Origin of the sequence: Streptomyces sp. NBC_00016 (assembly GCF_045040885.1) — a bacterium.
In the GTDB taxonomy this organism is placed as follows: domain Bacteria; phylum Actinomycetota; class Actinomycetes; order Streptomycetales; family Streptomycetaceae; genus Streptomyces; species Streptomyces coriariae.
On record NZ_CP108304.1, the window covers coordinates 7,899,225 to 7,919,862 of the forward strand.

General features: G+C 70.9%; 19 protein-coding genes and 1 pseudogene. 12 read left to right on the top strand and 8 right to left on the bottom strand.

Annotation, left to right across the window (positions count from 1 at the left end):
* Window positions 1–38: 38 nt before the first annotated feature.
* From OG933_RS34960 to OG933_RS34980, 5 genes are all read right to left on the bottom strand, one after another.
* Window positions 39–1,421: a ferredoxin reductase family protein gene (locus OG933_RS34960; RefSeq protein WP_362529840.1), complete on the bottom strand. Its 1,383-nt coding sequence runs from the start codon at window positions 1,419–1,421 to the stop codon at window positions 39–41.
* Between the two features lie 116 nt (window positions 1,422–1,537).
* Window positions 1,538–2,245, bottom strand: coding sequence for a L,D-transpeptidase family protein (locus OG933_RS34965; protein WP_362529843.1), 708 nt, complete (start codon window positions 2,243–2,245; stop codon window positions 1,538–1,540).
* An 83-nt stretch (window positions 2,246–2,328) separates the two neighbouring features.
* A complete protein-coding gene (locus OG933_RS34970; protein ID WP_405630866.1) occupies window positions 2,329–4,029 on the bottom strand; it encodes a peroxidase family protein in 1,701 nt (566 codons plus the stop codon).
* Between the two features lie 140 nt (window positions 4,030–4,169).
* A complete protein-coding gene (locus tag OG933_RS34975) occupies window positions 4,170–4,751 on the bottom strand; it encodes a pyridoxamine 5'-phosphate oxidase family protein (protein WP_020128771.1) in 582 nt (193 codons plus the stop codon).
* 124 nt (window positions 4,752–4,875) lie between these two features.
* Window positions 4,876–5,769: a hypothetical protein gene (locus tag OG933_RS34980; RefSeq protein ID WP_405630869.1), complete on the bottom strand. Its 894-nt coding sequence runs from the start codon at window positions 5,767–5,769 to the stop codon at window positions 4,876–4,878.
* A 216-nt stretch (window positions 5,770–5,985) separates the two neighbouring features.
* Between OG933_RS34980 and argH the strand changes: the two genes are divergently transcribed.
* The 4 genes and pseudogenes from argH to OG933_RS35000 all read left to right on the top strand — a co-directional run bounded on the left by argH (window position 5,986) and on the right by OG933_RS35000 (window position 10,893).
* A complete protein-coding gene (gene argH / locus OG933_RS34985; RefSeq protein ID WP_142269419.1) occupies window positions 5,986–7,419 on the top strand; it encodes an argininosuccinate lyase in 1,434 nt (477 codons plus the stop codon).
* Between the two features lie 165 nt (window positions 7,420–7,584).
* Window positions 7,585–8,556, top strand: coding sequence for an aldo/keto reductase (locus OG933_RS34990; protein ID WP_405630872.1), 972 nt, complete (start codon window positions 7,585–7,587; stop codon window positions 8,554–8,556).
* 115 nt (window positions 8,557–8,671) lie between these two features.
* Window positions 8,672–9,208 (top strand): annotated as a pseudogene (locus OG933_RS34995) (TetR/AcrR family transcriptional regulator); the annotation flags it as partial.
* Window positions 9,209–9,369: 161 nt separating this feature from the next.
* Window positions 9,370–10,893, top strand: coding sequence for an MFS transporter (locus OG933_RS35000; RefSeq protein ID WP_362529858.1), 1,524 nt, complete (start codon window positions 9,370–9,372; stop codon window positions 10,891–10,893).
* A 144-nt stretch (window positions 10,894–11,037) separates the two neighbouring features.
* On the opposite strand, the gene OG933_RS35005 is transcribed toward OG933_RS35000, so the two are convergent.
* A complete protein-coding gene (locus OG933_RS35005; protein ID WP_054239454.1) occupies window positions 11,038–11,709 on the bottom strand; it encodes a 1-acyl-sn-glycerol-3-phosphate acyltransferase in 672 nt (223 codons plus the stop codon).
* 312 nt (window positions 11,710–12,021) lie between these two features.
* On the opposite strand from OG933_RS35005, the gene OG933_RS35010 reads away from it, so the two are divergent.
* From OG933_RS35010 to OG933_RS35020, 3 genes are all read left to right on the top strand, one after another.
* A complete protein-coding gene (locus tag OG933_RS35010) occupies window positions 12,022–13,203 on the top strand; it encodes a glycerophosphodiester phosphodiesterase (RefSeq protein ID WP_405630874.1) in 1,182 nt (393 codons plus the stop codon).
* Window positions 13,204–13,270: 67 nt separating this feature from the next.
* Complete coding sequence (locus tag OG933_RS35015; protein WP_405630875.1) at window positions 13,271–13,777, top strand: sigma-70 family RNA polymerase sigma factor; 507 nt, start codon at window positions 13,271–13,273, stop codon at window positions 13,775–13,777.
* 45 nt (window positions 13,778–13,822) lie between these two features.
* Window positions 13,823–14,320 (top strand): GNAT family N-acetyltransferase, encoded by a 498-nt coding sequence (locus OG933_RS35020; RefSeq protein ID WP_405630878.1) that lies wholly within the window; start codon window positions 13,823–13,825, stop codon window positions 14,318–14,320.
* On the opposite strand, the gene OG933_RS35025 is transcribed toward OG933_RS35020, so the two are convergent.
* Both OG933_RS35025 and OG933_RS35030 read right to left on the bottom strand, forming a co-directional pair.
* Window positions 14,310–14,735 carry a hypothetical protein gene (locus tag OG933_RS35025; protein WP_020128781.1) on the bottom strand — a complete coding sequence of 142 codons (426 nt, stop codon included), beginning with the start codon at window positions 14,733–14,735 and terminating at the stop codon, window positions 14,310–14,312. The genes OG933_RS35020 and OG933_RS35025 overlap by 11 nt on opposite strands.
* A 1-nt stretch (window position 14,736) precedes the next feature.
* A complete protein-coding gene (locus tag OG933_RS35030) occupies window positions 14,737–15,096 on the bottom strand; it encodes a hypothetical protein (protein ID WP_362529868.1) in 360 nt (119 codons plus the stop codon).
* Window positions 15,097–15,710: 614 nt separating this feature from the next.
* On the opposite strand from OG933_RS35030, the gene OG933_RS35035 reads away from it, so the two are divergent.
* The 5 genes from OG933_RS35035 (at window position 15,711) to cbiE (ending at window position 20,538) form a co-directional block, all read left to right on the top strand.
* On the top strand, window positions 15,711–16,772 hold the full coding sequence (locus tag OG933_RS35035) for a methionine ABC transporter ATP-binding protein (RefSeq protein WP_405630882.1): 1,062 nt from the start codon (window positions 15,711–15,713) through the stop codon (window positions 16,770–16,772).
* On the top strand, window positions 16,769–17,506 hold the full coding sequence (locus OG933_RS35040; RefSeq protein WP_405630884.1) for a methionine ABC transporter permease: 738 nt from the start codon (window positions 16,769–16,771) through the stop codon (window positions 17,504–17,506). Before OG933_RS35035 ends, OG933_RS35040 begins: the two co-directional genes overlap by 4 nt.
* A 76-nt stretch (window positions 17,507–17,582) precedes the next feature.
* Window positions 17,583–18,410, top strand: a complete 828-nt coding sequence (locus OG933_RS35045; RefSeq protein WP_020128785.1) for a MetQ/NlpA family ABC transporter substrate-binding protein — start codon at window positions 17,583–17,585, stop codon at window positions 18,408–18,410.
* 169 nt (window positions 18,411–18,579) lie between these two features.
* Window positions 18,580–19,218: a GNAT family N-acetyltransferase gene (locus OG933_RS35050; RefSeq protein WP_362529877.1), complete on the top strand. Its 639-nt coding sequence runs from the start codon at window positions 18,580–18,582 to the stop codon at window positions 19,216–19,218.
* Window positions 19,219–19,314: 96 nt separating this feature from the next.
* On the top strand, window positions 19,315–20,538 hold the full coding sequence (gene cbiE, locus OG933_RS35055) for a precorrin-6y C5,15-methyltransferase (decarboxylating) subunit CbiE (RefSeq protein ID WP_054239463.1): 1,224 nt from the start codon (window positions 19,315–19,317) through the stop codon (window positions 20,536–20,538).
* Window positions 20,539–20,638: the final 100 nt, after the last annotated feature.

Below are 20,638 nucleotides of genomic sequence, written 5' to 3' on the forward strand. Positions count from 1 at the left end.
TTCCCGTTGGTGGCGAGGTTCCCGTGCGTACGGGTCGCTCACATCTCGAACGACTCGTGGTGGATGCGGCGGGCGGGAACCCCGGCGCCGCGCAGTGCCTCGTACACCCCTTGGGCGAAGCCGTTGGGTCCGCACATGAAGACGTCGTGGCTGTCGATGTCGGGGATCTTCCGCTGGAGGGACTCCGCCGAGATGTCGGGGCGCTCCCCGTCGGGGCTGTTGACGGCGTACATCAGCCGCGCCCCGCGCTCGTCGGCGATCTTCGCCAGCTCGTCCCACAGCGCCAGGTCCTGAGTGCTGTTGGCCCGGTAGAGAAGGGTGATGTCACCGGCCGCGCCCGGCAGCGTCTCGAACAGTGCCCGCATCGGCGTGATGCCGACCCCGCCGGCCACCAGCAGCACCTTGCCGCGGCTGCGCCGGGACGCCGTCATCGCACCGTACGGACCCTCGGCCCACACCTTCGTGCCGGGCTGCAGCTCACGCAGCGCCGCACTGTGGTCGCCGATCGCCTTGACGGTGATCCGCAGGAGGTCCGGGCGGGGGGCCGCCGACAGCGAGTACGGGTGGGAGCTGAACCGCATCCCCGGCGCCATGAACCGCCACCGGAAGAACTGACCGGCCTCCGCGCCCATCCGGTGCAGCTTGCGCCCGCCGATCAGCACCGACACGATGCCCGGCGTCTCCTCGATGACCGCCTCGACGCGCAGCCGGTGCCGCAGGTTCAGCCGGACCGGGACGATGACGCGGTACCAGACGACCAGCGCGGTGACCGAGCCGTACAGCGCGTACCAGACGGTCTTCGCGGTCGGCTCGATGGCGAAGTCGTTCCCGGTGGTGATCTGGTGCCAGAACGTCAGGAACACGGCCGCGTACGTCATCAGATGGATGTGGTACCAGGTGTCGTACGGCATCCGGCGGCGCACGGGTCCGATCGACACCAGCCCGATGAGCAGGAACAGACCGGTGCCGATCGCCGCCTTGCCCATGTCCGGCAGCTGGTTGATGGAGTCGATCGTCTGCTGGACGATGTCCCCCAGCGTCTTGCCGGCCTGGAGCGCGTATCCCCACATGATCAGGAACACGTGCGCGAAGACCAGGCAGAGCGTGTACCGGCCGCTCATCGCGTGCCAGCGAGCGACCCGGTCCGAGCCCACCCGCCGCTCCAGTGCGGGCACCCGTGCCATCTGCAGCACCACGAGCGCCATCAGGTACCCGGCGAGCAGCCCGGTGATCCGTCCCGCGTTGAGGATCCTGCTGTTGTCGTCCGCGATGTTCGGCGTGTTGGCCCACCACAGCCACAGCACACCCGCCGCGCCCGCCCATACGGCGAGCAGCAACGGGACGGCCGGGGAGCGGCGCGGGCGGATGCGGCGCATCGTCTGGCGGCGGGCGGCACGGCCGCCGGCGATCGTCGTGGTCACTGTTCCTCCGTGGATACGGACCCTTGGCCCTCAGATACGGGCCGAGGAGGCGGAGTGTTCAGCGTTCCACGCAGACCGTCACCGGACGCGACCACGGGCAATCGTCGCGAGGCCGCTCAGTACCGGGTGATCGCCGTACGCCCGTCCGTCGTGCCGATCGCGATGTGGGGTCGCTTCCCCGGTCGGGCCCATGTCAGGAGCCGCCGCATCGCCCCCGTCGGGACCGACACACAACCGGCGGTCGCCCCGCGTCCGTTGACGTGCAGGAAGATTCCCGCCCCGCGGCCCCGCACCGGACTGCCGTAGTTGAAGCCGATGACCAGCGCGTGCGCGTACTGGGTGCGGTAGGTGACCAGGTGCTCGGACTCGGCCGCGCGGCAGTCCGCGGGGCGCGGCTCGGTCCACCGGTTGTAGGCGCGGGACTTGTTGTCCTGGCACCACCAGGAGTCCTGGCGCACCGGGCGGTAGGCGTACGACGTCCCGGGCGGCGCCGGCCGGATGCCGAAGGCGTAGGGGAGGCCGTACAGGCCCGTCGGTGTCGTGTTCGTGCCCTGTCGGCGCGAGGCGCCCTCGACCAGGCCCTTCGCGCCGAACCGGGCCGGCGTGGAACCGGCCGGCACCCACCGGCCGTTCCTCAGGTCCCACCAGGTGAGCGTGCCCGAGGTGGCACCGGCCCGCGGGGCCACGGCGGTGATCAGCTGGGTGCCGCCGCCCGTGTCCGCCATCCGCGCGGGCAGCGGCGGGGCGGCCCCGGTGCCCGGAGCGGCACCGAGCAGGCCGAGGGACGCGCAGACGAGGGCGGTGGCGACGACACGAGGGCGCATGATCAGACGCTATGCGCGGGTGGCGGCACCGGCAGGCCGGGTGGGCCGACCGTGCGGGGTGCCGGCCCACCCGCACCGGCCGCTCAGGTCACCGGACCCAGCGGGTTGAGCTGGTCGGCCCGTCCTTCGAAGGCGTACAGCAGCAGGTCGGTCATCTCGAAGACGTCCTGGGAGTTGCGCTCCTCGACCGGGCTGAGGAAGGGACGCCAGAACGGGTCGCGCACGATGGAGTGCCTGCTGCCCTCGATGGCCCGGTGGAACACCTCGGCGACGATGCGGCCGCCGACGCCGGTCAGCTTGCCCTCGCCCCTCACCTCGGCCTCCCGCAGGATGTAGAACCACAGCGGGGTGTGCTGGGCGACCGCTTCCGCGAGCTCGCCGGAGAGCTGTGCACCGCCGCCCTGCGCGATGTCGGCCGCGGTCAGCGGTTCCACGTCGACCTTGCGGTCGATGAAGTGCTCGACCATCTGCTGCCCCGTGGCGAGCCGCAGCATCGAGGCCCGGGTGAGGTTGCGGAAGGCGAGGTTCAGCTCGGCCTGCGCGGGCCTCGGCAGGCCGCGTCCGCCGAAGGAGCCGAGCGGCAGGTCGGCGAGCGGGTCGACCAGCAGGGTGTCGATCCGCTTGGCGAGGTTGAACTGCGCCTCGGGCACGAGGAGGTCGGTCCGCTCCGGCACCGCCTCCTGGAAGGCGAACAGTCGGCGGAAGTCGGCGATCCAGTTGGTGGGCAGGCGCTCGAAGTCTCCCGACTCCGGGTCCGCCGGGTCGGCGGGGGGCGGCGACAGGGTGCCACTGGTGCCGCTGAACTGGAACAGGAGCTCGAGCGTGCCCCGGCCGCGGTCGAAGATCCGGTTCCAGTTGTAGCGGCCCCGGACCATGCTGTGTCCCAGCCGGTAGGCGGCCACGGAGAACTCGATCGGCATGGTCGGCAGGTCGTGTTCGCCCGGCGAGGGTTCGAACACCCGGCGGCCGTTGTCGAACACGTCCTCGACGATCTCGGGGTCGACGATCCTGCGCAGGAAGTCGTGGCGCAGCATCCACTGGTAGTGCTTGACGACCGTCTCGCGTGCCGACTCGAAGAGGACCGCGCTCGACACGCCCTTGCCGACCAGGTCGGCCACCACCCGGTTGTGGAACCGGATGAAGGCGGCGTGGACCTGGGCGACGACCAGGTTCTCGTCGTTGCGCGGGTCCGGGATCAGCGCCCGGCGCCGTTCGGACTTCAGCGAGCCCGTGCCCTGCCGGGGCAGGTCGAACCCGGTGAGGGGCCGGCCCGCGATGGAGGGGTCGTTCGGTATGCCCTGGGTCGTGCCGGACTTCAGCCGGAGGCCGTCGTCCTCGTAGAACCGGCGGTCGAAGCGGTGGGCGGGCCCGAGGCCGTAGAGGGAGTCGAGGTCGAGGGCCGGGGAGCGGCCCTGGAGGAGCTGGCGCACCGTGATCTCGTCCTCCAGGCGCACCGCGGTGGCGTCCAGGGTGAGGTCGTGGTCCACGAACTGGCCGAGATAGGTGAACCCCGACGGGACCCCCGGCTGGTCGGGGTGGTCCCGCTCGGGGTCCGTCATCGCCTTGGCCAGCTCGGTGCGGGCGTTCCGGTCGAGCTGCTGGGCCGGCCGGGAGCGGGGGCCCAGCCGGGAGAAGCGGAACTTGCGCAGGTCCGCCACGGTGGAGGCGGCCAGCGGCTCCACCGGACCGCCGTCCCGGGACTCGGCGAGGATGCCCTCGCCCATGACGTAGAACGAGGAGCGGACATGGCGTTTGCTCTGTGGTTCGCGTGCGGGTCGGAACATGTTTCCCCCATGTGGTCGCACCGGCGCGAGAGCGCGCGGGCGTGAGCCACGCTAGGGGACGAGTACGGCGGAAGGGGGAATTCCGTCAAATCCCCCAAGAGGCCCAAGTGTTGACTGTCTGTACAGAAAGCATATGCACGTCAAATCGGACTCAGGGGCAACGGCAGTCCGGGCAGTCCGTCCATGCTCGTGGCGATGTACTCCTTCTTCGCGAAGTAGGCGCTGAGCGACTCGTCGTCCTCCCGCGCGAACCGCTTGGCGTGCAGCTCGCGCTCCTCGTCGTACGTCATGAAGGGCACCGCGTACCCGCAGGTGTCCCGCACGAGTTCGGCGTGCACGACGATGATCGCGCGCAACCCGTGCGGGGTCGGGTCCAGGTCCGGGAAGCGGGCGAGGAGCTCCGGGAACCGGGGGTCGTCGCGGAAGACGGGTTCCCCGCGGCCGTGCACCCGCACGATGTTCGGCGGCCCCTGGAAGGCGCACCACATCAGGGTGATCCGGCCGTTCTCCCGCAGGTGCGCGATGGTCTCCGCGTTGGAGCCGGCGAAGTCGAGGTAGGCCACGGTGAGTTCGTCGAGAACGGCGAACGACCCCTTGAGGCCTTTGGGGGAGAGGTTCACCGTGCCGTCGCCGGACAGCGGGGCGGTCGCGGTGAAGAAAAGGGGCTGCTCCTCGATGAACGTGCGGAGTCTGCCGTCGATGCGCTCGTAGGTCTTTCCCATGTCTAACGATTATCCGGGAAAGCCTTTCGCGTGTCTAAGGAAATAAGAAAACAGGTGGGGTGTGCACACGCCACAGCGGCCGCCCCGGCCGGCGCTTCTCGGGGCGGCCGCTGTGCCTGTCACGTCACTTGTTCAACGTGCAGGCGGCCAGGGCGTCGAGGCCCTGCGGCTTGGTGCCCTTGCGGCCGATCGAGATGGCGATGCGGTCGATCGTGGAGACCCGCTTGTCCGCCAGCGGGCCGAGGATCGCGTTCTGCACGAAGTTGGCGCCACCCTGGCCGACCGTGTTCTGGAGGCGGGTGTTGGCCTCGTCGATCTGCGTCTGGAGCAGCGCCAGGTTCCGGTCCACCTCGGCCTGCGCGGTGGCGGGGATCTCCGGGAGCTGTGAGGCGACGTCCGGGCAGCTGATGGTGCCCACGCCGGCCGCGTCGGCGCCGGTGTCGTCGCCCGTCTCCGCCGCGCCGCCGTCCGCCCCTTCGGCGGCGGTCTCCTCCGCGCCGGGCGTGGCCTCGGCCTCGTCACCCGCGGCGGCGTCGTCGCCGGCTTCCTCACCGGTGTCCGCGACGCCGCCCGCGTCGAGGGCGCACGGTGCGAGCGCGTCGAGGCCCTGCGGCTTGGTGCCCTGGCGGCCGATCGAGATGGCGATGCGGTCGATCGTGGAGACCCGCTTGCCCTCCAGCGGGCCGAGGATCGCGTTCTGTACGAAGTTCGCCCCGCCCTGGCCCACGGTGTCGACCAGCCGCTTGTTGGCCTCCGCGATCTGCGTCTGCAGCAGGGCCAGGTTGCGGTCGACCTCGGCCTGCGCGGAGGCGGGGATCGCGGGAAGCTGGGAGGCCACGTCCGGGCACGAGATGGTGCCGGGGCTGGCGAGCGTCTTGGCGTTGGTCGAGCCGCTGCTCTTGGACGACTCCCCGGCGAGGGCGGAGTTGACGACGACCGCGCCGGACAGTGCCAGAGCGGCGGCCGCGCCGATGACCACCACGCGACGCTTGTTGTACTTCGGAAGAGCCCTGGACATGCGGATGCCTCACTTGGGTCAGGAGTGGGTGTACAAACGCGGCGCCGGCGTTCAGTCGTGAGTACGGGTAAGCGGTTGCTGTTGTTCAAACTCCTTTCAAAAACTTCTCGAGATCCGGAACCGGGCGGCCGTCCGGAGTCGAATTGACGAATCATGCATAGCGCTGCATACTCATGCACGACGTGGAGCGCAGCGCAGTGGTGAGGAGCAACGCAAGTGAGCAGCAACAGCGGTGACGTAAGGCTCTGGGGCGGCCGTTTCGCCGACGGTCCCGCCGAGGCGCTGGCGAAGCTGTCCGCCTCCGTCCACTTCGACTGGCGCCTCGCGCCCTACGACATCGCCGGTTCGCGTGCCCACGCGCGCGTGCTGCACAAGGCGGGCCTGCTCACCGAGGACGAGCTGACCCGGATGATCGACGGCCTCGACCGGCTCGAGGCGGACGTCGCCGACGGTTCCTTCGTGGGCACCATCGCCGACGAGGACGTCCACACCGCCCTGGAGCGCGGCCTCCTGGAACGCCTCGGCGCCGACCTGGGCGGCAAGCTGCGCGCGGGCCGCTCCCGCAACGACCAGGTGGCCACCCTCTTCCGGATGTACCTGCGCGACCACGCCCGGATCCTCGGCGGCCTGATCGCCGAACTCCAGGACGCCCTGATCGGCCTGGCGGAGGCCCACCCGGACGTGGCGATGCCCGGCCGCACCCACCTCCAGCACGCCCAGCCGGTGCTCTTCGCCCACCATGTCCTCGCCCATGTGCAGTCGCTGTCCCGGGACGCGGAACGCCTGCGTCAGTGGGACGACCGCACCGCCGTGTCGCCGTACGGCTCCGGTGCCCTGGCGGGTTCCTCCCTCGGCCTGGACCCGGAGGCGGTGGCCGAGGACCTCGGCTTCGAGCGCGGCAGCGTCGGCAACTCCATCGACGGCACGGCGTCCCGCGACTTCGTCGCCGAGTTCGCCTTCATCACCGCGATGATCGGCGTGAACCTCTCCCGGATCTCCGAGGAGATCATCATCTGGAACACGAAGGAGTTCTCCTTCGTGACGCTGCACGACGCGTTCTCCACCGGCTCGTCGATCATGCCGCAGAAGAAGAACCCCGACATCGCGGAGCTGGCGCGCGGCAAGTCGGGCCGCCTGATCGGCAACCTGACCGGTCTCATGGCGACCCTCAAGGCCCTCCCGCTCGCCTACAACCGTGACCTCCAGGAGGACAAGGAGCCGGTCTTCGACTCCTGCGACCAGCTCGAGGTCCTGCTCCCCGCCTTCACCGGCATGGTCGCCACCCTCACCGTCCACCGCGAGCGCATGGAGGAGCTGGCCCCGGCCGGGTTCTCGCTCGCCACCGACATCGCCGAGTGGCTGGTCAAGCAGGGCGTGCCGTTCCGGGTCGCGCACGAGGTCGCCGGCGAGTGCGTCAAGGTCGCCGAGGCCGACGGCAAGGAGCTCGACGGCCTCACCGACGAGCAGTTCGCGAAGATCTCCGCCCACCTCACCCCCGAGGTGCGCTCCGTCCTCAACGTCCCCGGCGCCCTCGCCTCCCGCGACGGCCGCGGCGGTACGGCGCCCAGCGCGGTGGCGATCCAGCTCGCAGAGGTGAAGGCGGACGTGGCGGCCCAGCACGCGTGGGCAACGGCCAAGGACAAGCGCTGAGGGCAGCGCCCTGAGGGGTGCGGGGAACCGCGTGACAAGCCACGCGCCACCCGCACCCGCCGACGAGCCGTACCTCCCGGGCTCCGAGGCGCCCCGCACTCACCGAAGGTCACGACGGACTACGTTGGTCGGAAGCCGTACCGCAGCCGACCAACGGAGCCCGCGATGCCCTTCGCCCGACTGGCCACAGCGACGACCCCCACCTGCCACCTCGGACTGGGCCTCGCCGCAGTCGGCCGCCCCGGCTACATCAACCTCGGCCGGGAAACCGACCTCGGGGCGGACCGCAGCGTCGAATCGCTGCGTGCCCGCACCCACGAACTCCTCGACGCCGCCTACGCCCAGGGCGTCCGCTACTTCGACGCGGCCCGCTCCTACGGCCGTTCCGAGGAGTTCCTCGCCGACTGGCTCAAGTCCAGGCCCCACGCGGACGACATCGTGGTGGGCAGCAAGTGGGGCTACACCTACACCGCCGACTGGACCACGGACGCGGAGCGGCACGAGGTCAAGGACCACGGGCTCCCGACGTACGAACGGCAGCGCGCCGAGACGGCGGAACTGCTCGGCGACCGGCTCGACCTCTACCAGATCCACTCGGTGACCCCGGACAGTCCCGCCCTCACCGACAAGGAACTCCACGCGAAGCTGGCCGAGTCCGCCGCGCAGGGCCTCACCGTCGGCTTCTCCACCAGCGGCCCCGCCCAGGCCGAGGCCATCCGCGCCGCCCTCGCCGTGACGGTCGACGGCGAGCCCCTCTTCCGTACCGTCCAGTCGACGTACAACGCGCTGGAGACCTCGGCCGGCCCGGCCCTCGCCGAGGCCCATGACGCCGGGCTCACGGTGATCGTGAAGGAGGGCATGGCCAACGGGCGCCTCGCCCAGCCGCATGCGCCGGACGCCCTGAAGGCCGTGGCGGCACAGACGTCGCTCGGCTGCGACGCGGTCGCCCTCGCGCTGATCCTGCGGCAGCCCTGGGCCGGCGTCGTCCTCTCCGGCGCGGCGACCGCCACCCAGCTCGCCTCCAACCTGCACGCGGCGGTCGTGGACCTCGACGACGATCAGGTGGACCGGCTGGCCGGGCTGGCGGAGGAGCCGCGGGCCTACTGGGAGCGGCGCGGCAGCCTGCCCTGGCACTGAGGCACCCACCGGACCGTCCGGCCACAGCAGTGAGCATGCCCGCGTGAGCACGCTTGAGTGACTCACGCACGCCCAGGATGAGACATCGGTGTCTCATCTGGGTTAGTCTTGTCTCATGGCTGTCGATCGTGATCAAGTGCTGCGCGGAGCCGCGGCCCTGCTGACCCGCAAATCCACCGCGACGATGGACGAGGTGGCCAAGGCGGCCGGCATCAGCCGGGCCACACTGCACCGTCACTTCGCCGGCCGCGACGCGCTGGTGCGGGCCCTGGAGGCCCTCGGCATCGCGGAGTGCGAGACCGCTCTGGACGCGGCGCGGCTGGACGAGGGTCCCGCGCCCGACGCCGTACGCCGGCTCGTCCGGGAGATCGAACCGGCCGCCGGCCTGCTCGCCTTCCTCTACACCGAGAACCAGCTGTTCGAGGGCGAGGAACTGAACCACGGCTGGACCCGGATAGACGACCGGATCTCGGACCTGTTCCGGCGCGGACAACTGAGCGGCGAGTTCCGCATCGACCTCACGCCCGCCTGGCTCACCGAGGCGCTGTTCGGCCTGCTGGCCTCCGGCGCCTGGATGGTGCAGAGCGGCAAGGGCGCCCCCAAGGACTTCCAGCACATGATCGCCGAGCTGCTGCTCGGCGGCGCGCTGAGGCCACCCTCGGCACAGAGCCCGGACACCCACGGCCGCGACACCCCCGGCCCGGACACCCACAGCCCGGAAACCCGCAGTCAGGCACCCCACAGCCCCGCACCACAGAACCCCGCATCACAGAACCCCGCACCACAGAGTTCGGCATCACAGATAGAGGAATCATGACCAGCACCCTGCGGCCGGCGACCACGACCGGGGCGGTGAAGCGTCCGGACCGTTGGCTCGCGCTCTCCGTCCTCGTGCTCGCCGTGCTGCTGGTGGCCGTCGACGCGACCGTCCTCGGTCTCGCGACCCCGTACATCAGCGAGGACCTCGAGCCCTCCGGCACCCAGCTCCTCTGGATCGGCGACGTCTACTCCTTCGTCATCGCCGGTCTGCTCGTCTCGATGGGCAGCCTGGGCGACCGCATCGGCCGCAAGCGGATCCTGCTCATGGGCGCCACCGCGTTCGGGCTGATATCGGTCCTCAACGCCTACGCGACGACCCCGGAGACGATGATCGCGGCCCGGGCCCTGCTCGGCGTGGCCGGCGCGACCCTGATGCCCGCCACCCTCGCCCTGATCCGCAACCTCTTCCACGACCCGCGGGAGCGCAGCCTCGCGGTCGGCATCTGGGGCGCGACCGCCTCCGCGGGCACCGCGGTCGGCCCCATCGTGGGCGGCTTCCTCCTCGAACACTTCTGGTGGGGCTCGGTCTTCCTCATCAACCTGCCCGTGATGGTCGTCCTGGTCGTCGTCGGCATCAGGACGCTTCCCGAGTCCCGCACCCCGAACCCCGGCCCGTGGGACCTGCCCAGCGTGCTGCTGTCCCTGGTCGGCATGATCGGCATCGTCTACGCCGTCAAGGAGGCCGCCACGCACGGCTTCACCTCGATCGCGCTCGGCACGGGTCTGTTGGGCGCGGCCGCGCTGTACGGCTTCGTCCGCCGCCAGCTGACCCTGCCGGCCCCCCTGCTGGACATGCGCCTGTTCCGCAACCGCGGCTTCAGCGGCGCGGTCCTGGCCGACCTGCTGACCATCCTCGGCCTGTCCGGCCTGGTGTTCTTCCTCTCCCAGTACCTCCAGCTCGTCCAGGGCAGGCGCCCGTTGGAGGCGGGTCTGGCCGAACTGCCCGCCGCCGTCGGCGCGGTGGTCGCCGGCCTGATCGCGGGCCGGGCCGCCCGCCGCCTCTCGGTACGGGCCGTGGTCTCCGGCGGTCTCGCGGCGATCGGCCTCGCGCTGGCCGCTCTGACGACGATCGGCCAGTCCACGGCCTACCCCGTGCTGGGCGCGGCCCTGCTGCTGGTCGGCGTGGGAGCGGGTTTCTCCTTCACGGTGACCGCCGACGTCATCCTGGGCTCCGTGCCCAAGGACCAGGCGGGAGCGGCGTCCGCGGTGTCCGAGACGGCGTACGAACTCGGCGCGGCCCTCGGTATCGCGGTACTCGGCTCGATCGTGACGGGCGTGTACAGGGGCTTCGCGGCCCCGGCGGGCACACCGGAAGGGGCGCACGAATCACTGGGCGGCGCTGTGGAGGCGGCGGGGCACATGTCGCCCGCCGCGGCCGAGGAGATGCTGTCGTCGGCCCGAGAGGCGTTCGTCGACGGCCTGACCGTGGCGTCCGGAGCGGGCGCGGCGGTCCTGCTGGCGACAGCGGTGGCCGCGTGGTTCCTGCTCAGGGGACAGCACCTGGAGAACACGCACTAGAACCCCTGAGCGGCGCGGGGAACTGCGCAACCCCCCACGCACCCGCACCCGAGCGTCCGCGCGCGGAAACGCCATCAGGGGCGCGGGGAACTGCGCAAAAACCCACAACGCACCCGCACCCGGGAACAGCTGACCGCCGGAGGCTTACGCGGCCTTCGCCTTGGTGGCGTACATGTCCACGTACTCCTGCCCCGACAGCCGCATGACCTCGGTCATCACCGAGTCCGTCACGGCCCGCAGAACGTACCGGTCCCGGTCCATCCCGTCGTACCGGGAGAACTCCATCGCCTCGCCGAACCGGACGGTGACCCGCCCCGGCCGGGGCATCCCCGCCCCGCCCGGCTGCAACTTGTCCGTGCCGATCATCGCGAAGGGAACGACCGGCGCCCCGGTCATCAGCGTCAGGCGGGCGATACCGGTCCGCCCCCGGTACAGCCGGCCGTCGGGCGACCGGGTGCCCTCGGGGTAGATGCCGAAGACCTTCCCCTCCTCCAGCACCCGCCGCCCGGTCATCAGCGCCGCCACACCGCCGCGGCCGCCGTCGCGGTCCACCGGGATCATGCCGACCCCGGTGAAGAACCAGGCCATGAGCCGGCCCTTGAGGCTCTTGCCGGTGACGTACTCGTCCTTGCCGATGAAGAAGACCTGCCGGTCGCACACGAGCGGAAGGATCATCGAGTCGATGAACGTGAGGTGGTTGCCTGCCAGGATGACGGGGCCGTCGCCAGGGATGTGCTCCGCGCCCTCGACCCGGGGGCGGAACATCAGGCGCATGACCGGTCCGAGTACTGCCTTGATGAGCACGAAGCGGGACAACGAGCCCTCCGATGTCAAGGGAAAACGGTATGAGTCTGTGCAGGTGAGGACGATACTCGCGGCGCCGGGGCTGACGCACATCGGGTCACCCAGGTCTTACGCACTGTTGACGTACGTTTACCTGGACGGCGGCATCGTCGCCTCCTTGTCATCTGCCCGGAACGCGCTGAACTACCGCGCGGAACCGGCCGGACGGCCGTACGGCACATGCCATCCCCCGTCACCCGCGTGTTAGGACCGAGGTCTCCCGACGGTCATGTCCACGCCCCTACGATCGGGCCGCACGGACGAGCCGACGGCAGGAGGCCCCTCATGGGAACGCAGGGCACGCAGGAGTCGAACCAACAGGCGGGCGCGGGCGGAACCGGACGGCGGGCGCTTCTCGGCGCCGCCGTGCTCGGTGCCACCGGAACGGTCCTCGGCCTGTCGGGCACGGCGAGAGCCGCCGACTCGTCCCGCTCCGGCAAGGGCCTGAAGAGCCTGCCCGTGCCGACGATCATCGGTCATCGCGGCGCCAGCGGATACCGGCCGGAGCACACCTTCGGCTCGTACCAGCTCGCCCTCGACCTGGGTGCCGACATCGTCGAGGCGGGGGACCTCGTCCCCACCAGGGACGGCCACCTGGTGTGCCGTCACGAGCCGGAGATCGGCGGCACCACGGACGTTGCCGACCATCCGGAGTTCGCCGGCCGCAGGACCACGAAGGTCCTCGACGGCGTCTCCACGACCGGCTGGTTCACCGAGGACTTCACCCTCGCCGAGCTGAAGACCCTGCGCGCCGTCGAGCGCATCCCGGCGAACCGCCCGCACAACACGCTCTACGACGGCCGCTGGGAGATCCCCACCTTCGAGGAAGTCCTGAAGTGGCAGGACGAGCAGACCCGCAAGCGCGGCAGGCAGGTCTGGATCTACCCCGAGACCAAGCACCCCACCTACTTCCGCAAGCTGGGCCTGGGTCTGGAGGAGCGGGTCGCCAAGCTGCTGCACAAGTACGGCAAGGACCGCAAGAACTCGCCGGTCATCGTGCAGTCCTTCGAGCCGAGCAGCATCCAGCGCCTGAACAAGCTGGTCGACAACCCCCTCGTGGTCCTGCTGTCCGGCGCGAGCTCGCGCCCCTGGGACTTCGTCGAGGCGGGCGACCCGCGCACGGTCGCCGACCTGGTCACCCGGGCGGGCCTCCGGGAGATCGCGGGCTACGCCCAGGGCATTGGACCGACCCTCGACCTGGTGATCCCGAAGGACGCCGCCGGCAACCTCACCACCCCGACCACGCTGGTGAAGGACGCCCACGCGGTCGGCCTGGTGCTGCACCCGTACACCATGCGCAACGAGAACCCCTTCCTGCCCACCAACTTCCGCAAGGGCACGGACGCGGACGCCTACGGTGATTCCTTCGGCGCGTTCCGCACCTACTTCGCGACCGGCATCGACGGTGTCTTCACGGACAACCCGGACACCGGACTGCTGGCCCGCGCGGACTTCGTCAACGGCTGAGTCCCCGTTGGAGTGACAGTCGGCCGCCCGGGCAACCAGCCGCCCGGGCGGCCGCATCGTGTGGCATATGACGCACGACCTGCTCACCACCCTGCACCCGCTGCTCACCGCGGAGGCCTCCGCCGAGGCCCATGCCACCGGGACCGAACCCGGCGATCTGGAACAGGCGGTCTGGCTCCGCCTGCTGGAGCACCTCGCCACCGACGGCCCGCCGCCCGACCCTCACGGCTGGCTGCGCAGGGCCGTCCGCGCCGAGGTCCGCCGCACCCGCCGTACGACCCGCCGCGAGCAGCCCTACGACAGCGACCCCGCCGACGACCTCGACCGCGGCCCCGAGCAGCTCGCCCTCGCCGCCGCCCGGCACCGCGCCCTGCGCGAGGCAGTGCACCGGCTGCCCGGCCGCTGCTCCCGCCTCCTCCAGGCACTTCTGTCGCCCCGGGACCTCACCTACCGGGAGATCGCGGGGGAGTTGGGTATCTCACAGGGCAGTCTCGGACCGGAACGTTCCAGATGTCTGGGATGTCTGCGGCGTTTGCTGGCGCCGGAGGTTGCGGTCCGCGAAGTGCGGGGATAGGAGTGAAGGACCACAGGCGATCAGGTGAGCGGGAGGCGTGCGCACATGGGCATGAGCGTGACCATCTCGGAGGCGACCGAGCAGGATGCCGAGCAGATCTTCAGATTGCAGTACCTGTGCTTCCAGAGTGAAGCCGCGCTGTATGCCAACTACCGCATCGCCCCGCTGGTCCAGAGCCTCGACTCGGTCCGGCAGGAACTCGCCGCCGACTGCGTCTTCGTGGCCCGCCTGGGCGACGAGGTGGTCGGCTCCGTACGAGGCAGTCTCACCGGGGACGGCGCCGCCGCCATCGGCAAGCTCTGCGTGCACCCGCGCCTCCAGGGCCACGGCATCGGCGCGCGGCTGCTCCGCGCGGCCGAGGGGGCGCTGGCCGAGGAGCGCGGCGCCAAGAAGTTCCGCCTCTTCACCGGCCACCGCAGCGAGGGCAACCTCCGCCTCTACCGCCGGGTCGGATACGAGACGGTCGGTACCTCGCAGGGCACGGACGGCGTCATGATGATCGTCCTGGAGAAGCAGGCCGGGGAGTACGCGGCTACGGCGTAGGCCGCGGAGCGGTACGGGACTTCCGCAGCCAGTACAGGGCGGACAGTGGCAGCAGCACGGGGATGAACACGTACCCCATCCCGTACTTCGACCACACGGTCGAGTCCGGGAAGGCCGACGGCTCGACCAGGGTCCAGGTGCCGACGATCAGCACCCCCGCCAGCTCGGCGGCGCAGCACACCTGCGCCGCCCTGCGGGCGGTCTCGCCGCCCCGCACCAGCGAGTACGTGATGAATCCGTACACCACGCCCGCCACGGCCGAGAGCGCGTAGGCCAGCGGTGCCCGGTCGAACTCGGTCGCGATCTGGTACGCCGACCGCGACACCGCCCCGACCACCATCACGCCGTAGAACCACACCAGCAGGATCCCGGGCCCGCTGATGAGCCGCTCCGGCTTGTCGTCCACCGCCGCCATCTCAGCCTCCCCAGATGTCGTAGAGCCGCACTTCGAGCACGGCGAGCACCACTGCGCCCGCGGCGGCGGTCACCGAACCCCAGCGGGTGCGCTCGGACAGTGACATGAGCCCCGCCGCCGGAACGCACGCGAGCGCCCCCAGCAGATACGCCACGAAGATCGTCGTACCCTGCTCCGGCTTCTCGCCCCGCGCCAGCTGGACGATCCCGACCACCAGCTGGATCACGGCCAGCAGGGAGACCACGGCCATCCCGATGAGATGCCAGTCCTTCGTCGGCTGGTCACGGTAGGCGGCCCAGCCGCACCAGGCGGCGAGCAGCAACGCGGCGACGCCGGTCACCAGCGTCAGGGCATCAAGCATGCTGTGACCCTATTACGGCCTATCCGGCGTCCCGCGATCGGCCCCGTGCCCCGGCGCCGAGTCCGGACGCACGTGCCCGAACGCCACTCGCCCGCCGTCCGGAGACCGTGGCGTTGGCCACAGCGCACCGGGGCCGCGGGCTCGACGCGACCACCTGACGAAGGGCCGATCCGCCTTGTCGGCGCTGGTCACGGACGGGGGAGGGGAGACCTCCGGACGTGGCCGGGGCGGACCCGGACACCGTCCACGGCTGTCCGGCATGCGGACGGCGGGGTCTCGGTCAGGACCGTACGTCTGCTTTACTGATGCTCATGACCACTACGAGCAGCCGCACCCTTGCGACCGAGGCGACCATGACGCCCGGTGCTCGTTGTATGTGTCGAATGTGCGCCTTCTAGAGGGCCCCCGCACCACCCCCGAGCTCGCGCCCCGAAGCGAGACGCCGTGGCATGTCCGTGCGCCGCAAGTCCGCCGTACATGACGTAGCCGCGCCCCGCGCACATGTTTCTCCCCGGTTCCCCGCCACAGCGAGAGCCGTGTCGCGTCCCTGACAGCCTGCACCCGTGCGCCCGGGCACACCCACGCCCGCGCACTCGACAGTGACGGAATTCCACGTGATCACCACCACGGGCCTCACGAAGGTCTACCGCTCGCGCGGCCGTGAGGTCACCGCCCTCGACGGCGTCGACCTCCACGTCCGCGAAGGCGAGGTGTACGGCGTCATCGGCCAGTCCGGCGCCGGCAAGTCCTCGCTCATCCGCTGCATCAACCTCCTGGAGCGTCCCACCGCCGGCACGGTCACCGTCGCCGGACAGGACCTCACCGCGCTCGCCGGGCGCGGACCCCGGGCCGGCAAGGAGCTGCGGCAGGCGCGCAGCCGGATCGGCATGGTCTTCCAGCACTTCAACCTGCTGTCCTCGCGGACCGTGCAGGACAACGTCGAACTGCCCCTGGAGATCCTCGGCATCTCGGGACAGGAACGTTCCCGCAAGGCGCTGGAGCTGCTCGACCTGGTCGGTCTCGCCGACAAGGCGAAGTCCTTCCCGGCCCAGCTCTCCGGCGGTCAGAAGCAGCGCGTCGGCATCGCCCGCGCCCTCGCCGGCGACCCCAAGGTGCTGCTCTCCGACGAGGCCACCAGCGCCCTCGACCCGGAGACCACCCGCTCCATCCTCCAGCTGCTGCGCGACCTGAACCGGCAGCTGGGCCTGACCGTCCTGCTCATCACGCACGAGATGGACGTGGTGAAGTCGATCTGCGACTCCGCCGCGCTGATGGAGAACGGCCGCGTCGTCGAGTCCGGCACCGTCGGCGAGCTGCTCGCGACCCCCGGCTCCGAGCTGGCCGGCGCGCTCTTCCCGGTCGGCGGCGACGCCACCGGCGAGGACCGCACGGTCGTCGACGTCACCTTCCACGGCGAGGCCGCCACCCGGCCCGTCATCTCCCAGCTGTCGCGCACCTACAACATCGACATCTCGATCCTCGGCGCCGCCATCGACACCGTCGGCGGGCTCCAGGTCGGCCGCATGCGCATCGAACTGCCCGGCCGCTACGAGGACAACGTGGTGCCGATCGGCTTCCTGCGCGAACAGGGCCTCCAGATCGACATCGTCGACCACACGGCCGACACCGCCGACGCGGCGCAGGAGCCCGTGCTGCTGAAGGAAGGTGCCAAGTGACCTGGTCCGAGATGCAGCCCCTGCTGTCCCAGGCGTGTTGGGACACCCTCTACATGGTCGGCTGGTCCACGCTCATCGCTGTCGTCGGCGGTCTCCCGCTCGGCGTCCTGCTGGTCCTCACCGACCGGGGCGGCCTGTTGCAGAACCTGGCCGCCAACAAGGTGATCGGGCAGGTCGTGAACATCGCCCGCTCGCTGCCGTTCATCATCCTGATGGTCGCGCTGATGAACTTCACCCGCACGATCACCGGGACGACCATCGGCCGCGAGGCCGCGATCGTGCCGCTCGCCATCGGGGCCATCCCGTTCTTCGCGCGCCTGGTCGAGACGGCCGTCCGCGAAGTGGACGGCGGACTCGTCGAGGCCGTGCAGTCGATGGGCGGCAACACCTGGACGATCGTGCGCAAGGTCCTCGTGCCGGAGTCCCTGCCCTCGCTCATCGCGAGCACCACCACCACGATCGTCGCCCTGATCGGCTACTCCGCCATGGCCGGCACGGTCGGCGCGGGCGGCCTCGGCGACATCGCCATCCGCTACGGCTACCAGCGTTTCGAGACCGAGCTGATGTGGATCACGGTGGCGATCCTCGCCGTCGTCATCTCGCTCATCCAGTTCGCCGGCGACTACGCGGCCCGCTCCCTGCACCGCCGCGGCGGCAGCTCGGGCCCCGCGCCGAGGCTCCGGCTCCTGAAGGCCAAGGAGCCGGCCGCCGCGGACATCAGCAAGGTCGCCTGAGCCCGCCCAGGGCCGCTCCCACAGATCCCCCGCACACCCCACGCGGGTCGCTACACCCTCAGGAAAGGCACTTTTCGTGCGTAACACCGCCAAGTTCACCACCGCAGTCCTCGCCGTCGGCGCCCTCACCCTGGGGCTGACCGCCTGCGGCTCGGACAAGGACGCCGCCTCCGACACCAGCGGCCCGCTGACCGTCGCCGCGAGCCCGACCCCGCACGCCGAGATCCTCAACTTCGTCAAGGACAACCTGGCGAAGAAGGCGGGACTCGACCTGGAGGTCAAGGAGTTCACCGACTACGTCACGCCGAACACGGCGACGGAGGACGGCTCGGTCGACGCCAACTACTTCCAGAACCAGCCGTACCTCGACGACTTCAACAAGAAGAACGGCACCCACATCGTGCCCGTCGTCACGGTCCACCTGGAGCCGCTCGGCCTCTACTCCCACAAGGTCAAGAGCGCCGACGCCCTGAAGAGCGGCGCGACGATCGCGGTTCCCAACGACAGCGTCAACGAGGCCCGCGCCCTGAAGCTGCTCGCCGCGAACAAGCTCATCACCCTCAAGGCCGGTGTGGGCAACGACGCGACCCCCGCGGACATCACCGAGAACCCGAAGAAGCTCAAGTTCAAGGAGCTGGAGGCGGCCCAGACCCCGCGCTCCCTGGACGACGTGGACGCCGCCGTCATCAACGGCAACTACGCCATCGAGGCCGACCTGAAGCCCGCGTCGGACGCCCTCGTCCTGGAGTCCGCCACGGACAACCCGTACGGCAACTTCCTCGCCGTCAAGGACGGCAACGAGGACGACCCGCGGGTGAAGAAGCTCGCCAAGCTCCTCACCTCCGCCGAGGTCAAGAAGTTCATCGAGGACAAGTACGACGGCTCCGTCATCGCCTCGTTCTGAACACCTCGACCGGCCGGGGTACCGGCACTTGCGCCCGGGGTCCGCACCATCACCTGGTGTGGACCCCGTGGTGTGGTTCCGGGCCCACATGCTGCATGCTGGGCAGTTCAGCGGACCCTGACGGGTCGGCAGGTCACACCCCGAAGTATCGAAGGTTACGGAGCGGCGCATGACGAGCACCTTCCCCACCATCTCCATCAGCACGGAGCGGTTGGTGCTGCGTCCCCTCGACGAGGACGACGTGCCCGCCCTGGCCGACATGATGAACGACGAGCAGGTCGCGGCCTGGACGGCCGTGCCCCAGCCCTACGACGCGGCGGCCGCCCGCCGCTGGATCACCGAGTACGCGCCCACCGAACGCACCGAGGGCCGCGGCCTCGACCTCGCCGTCACCGAGTTCCTCACCCAGCGCCTGGTCGGCGTCATCCAGCTCGCCAAGACCAACTGGCACGTGCGCTCCACCGAGCTGTCGTACATCATCGCGCCCTGGGCGCGCGGCGAGGGCTACGCCTCCGAGGCGGCGCTGGCCACCGCCCAATGGCTGGTCCGCGACCAGAAGTTCGAGCGCATCGAGCTGCGCACGGCCGCCGACAACACCGCCTCCCAGCAGGTCGCGCAGAAGATCGGCTGTATCAGCGAGGGCGTGCTGCGCGGCGCCTGCATAGCGCGCGCCCGGGCCGAGGACGGCAGGTGGAACGAGGTGCGCACCGACTACATCGTGTGGAGCCTCCTCCCGGAGGACCTGGAGGGCCCCGGGGAGCACTTCGCGGAGAGCGGCGGTTTCACGTCGTACACCGACTGGAACTGACCCCGGCGCCGGTGCCACCACCCTTGCCGTGACCCACCGACCAGGTACCCTCACGGAGCCCGCTACCTGCGTGAACCCCGGGGGAGACTGACGACGATGGCCGACCGCGTCACGGTGATCGGATGGGACGGTTCGCCGCTGACCGCCGCGGCCCGCTCCGCCCTCGGTGCCGCCACGCTGGTGGCCGGCGCCCCCCACCACCTGACGCTGCCCGAGGTGCCGCCCGCGGCGGAGCGCGTCCGGCTCGGGAGTGTCTCCCTCGCCGCCCGCCGCATCGCGGGCCACCGCGGCACCGCGGTCGTCCTCGCCGACGGCGACCCGGGCTTCTTCGGCGTCGTACGGACCCTGCGCGCACCCGAGTTCGGCCTGGAGGTCGAGGTCGTCCCGGCCGTCTCCGCCGTCGCCGCCGCCTTCGCCCGGGCCGGCATGCCCTGGGACGACGCCCATGTGGTCGTCGCCCACCGGCGCACCCTGCGCCGCGCCGTGAACGTCTGCCGCGCCCACACCAAGGTCGCCGTCCTCACCTCCCCGGGCGCGGGCCCCGCCGAGCTCGGCCTGCTCATGGACGGCGTGCACCGCACGTTCGTCGTCTGCGAGGAACTCGGCACCACCCGCGAACAGGTCAGCGTCGTCACCTCCGACAAGGCCGCCGACCACACCTGGCGCGACCCCAACGTCGTCATCGTCATCGGCGGTCCCACCGGGCCGGTCGTCTCCGGGGACAGCGGCTGGATCGCCGGCCGCGACCCGGGCACCGGCCCGCGCGGCTGGGCGCTGCCCGCCGAGGCGTACGGCGGCGGACTCGGCGAGGGCGAGACGGAGCTGCTGCGGGCCGCCCAACTCGCCCGGCTCGGACCGCGCGTCGGCGATCTCGTCTGGGACATCGGCTGCGGCAGCGGCGCCTTCGCGACCGAGGCGGCGCGGGCGGGCGCCGCCGTCCTCGCCGTCGACCGGGACCTCGACGCGTGCGCCCGCACCGACAGCTCCGCGCGCCGTCACGGCGTCCAGCTCCAGATCGTCCACGGCACCGCCCCGCACGTCCTGGAGAACCTGCCCGAACCCGACGTCGTACGGGTCGGCGGCGGGGGAGCGGCCGTGGTCTCCGCCGTCGCCGACCGCCGTCCGCAGCGCATCGTCACCCACGCCGGGACCCGCGACGCCGCCGAACTCGTGGGTCGCGACCTGACCGAGCACGGCTACCGCGTCGAGTGCTCGCTCGTCCAGTCCGTCGAACTCGACACGCGGGCCTGGACGGAACGGGAGCGGAGCGTCGCGTTCCTCCTCACCGGAGAAATCGTCCGGCGCGCGTCGCCCCGCTGAGGCCCGGCGACGGGCGGGGCGCCTGGTGAGGGACAAGTGAGGGCCGCGTGAGGGACCCGTGGGGGACGGGCGTCGGGCAGGACCTTCCCGACCGCCGATC

Excerpts from the sequence above, each read along its gene's own strand:
- OG933_RS35000 (WP_362529858.1), top strand. The coding sequence starts at position 9,370 with ATGACCAGCACCCTGCGGCCGGCGACCACGACCGGGGCGGTGAAGCGT.
- OG933_RS34990 (WP_405630872.1), top strand. The coding sequence starts at position 7,585 with ATGCCCTTCGCCCGACTGGCCACAGCGACGACCCCCACCTGCCACCTC.
- OG933_RS34965 (WP_362529843.1), bottom strand. The coding sequence starts at position 2,245 with ATGCGCCCTCGTGTCGTCGCCACCGCCCTCGTCTGCGCGTCCCTCGGC.
- OG933_RS35020 (WP_405630878.1), top strand. The coding sequence starts at position 13,823 with ATGGGCATGAGCGTGACCATCTCGGAGGCGACCGAGCAGGATGCCGAG.
- OG933_RS35015 (WP_405630875.1), top strand. The coding sequence starts at position 13,271 with ATGACGCACGACCTGCTCACCACCCTGCACCCGCTGCTCACCGCGGAG.
- OG933_RS34970 (WP_405630866.1), bottom strand. The coding sequence starts at position 4,029 with ATGTTCCGACCCGCACGCGAACCACAGAGCAAACGCCATGTCCGCTCC.
- OG933_RS34975 (WP_020128771.1), bottom strand. The coding sequence starts at position 4,751 with ATGGGAAAGACCTACGAGCGCATCGACGGCAGACTCCGCACGTTCATC.
- OG933_RS34980 (WP_405630869.1), bottom strand. The coding sequence starts at position 5,769 with ATGTCCAGGGCTCTTCCGAAGTACAACAAGCGTCGCGTGGTGGTCATC.
- OG933_RS35010 (WP_405630874.1), top strand. The coding sequence starts at position 12,022 with ATGGGAACGCAGGGCACGCAGGAGTCGAACCAACAGGCGGGCGCGGGC.
- OG933_RS35025 (WP_020128781.1), bottom strand. The coding sequence starts at position 14,735 with ATGGCGGCGGTGGACGACAAGCCGGAGCGGCTCATCAGCGGGCCCGGG.
- OG933_RS35050 (WP_362529877.1), top strand. The coding sequence starts at position 18,580 with ATGACGAGCACCTTCCCCACCATCTCCATCAGCACGGAGCGGTTGGTG.
- cbiE (WP_054239463.1), top strand. The coding sequence starts at position 19,315 with ATGGCCGACCGCGTCACGGTGATCGGATGGGACGGTTCGCCGCTGACC.
- OG933_RS35030 (WP_362529868.1), bottom strand. The coding sequence starts at position 15,096 with ATGCTTGATGCCCTGACGCTGGTGACCGGCGTCGCCGCGTTGCTGCTC.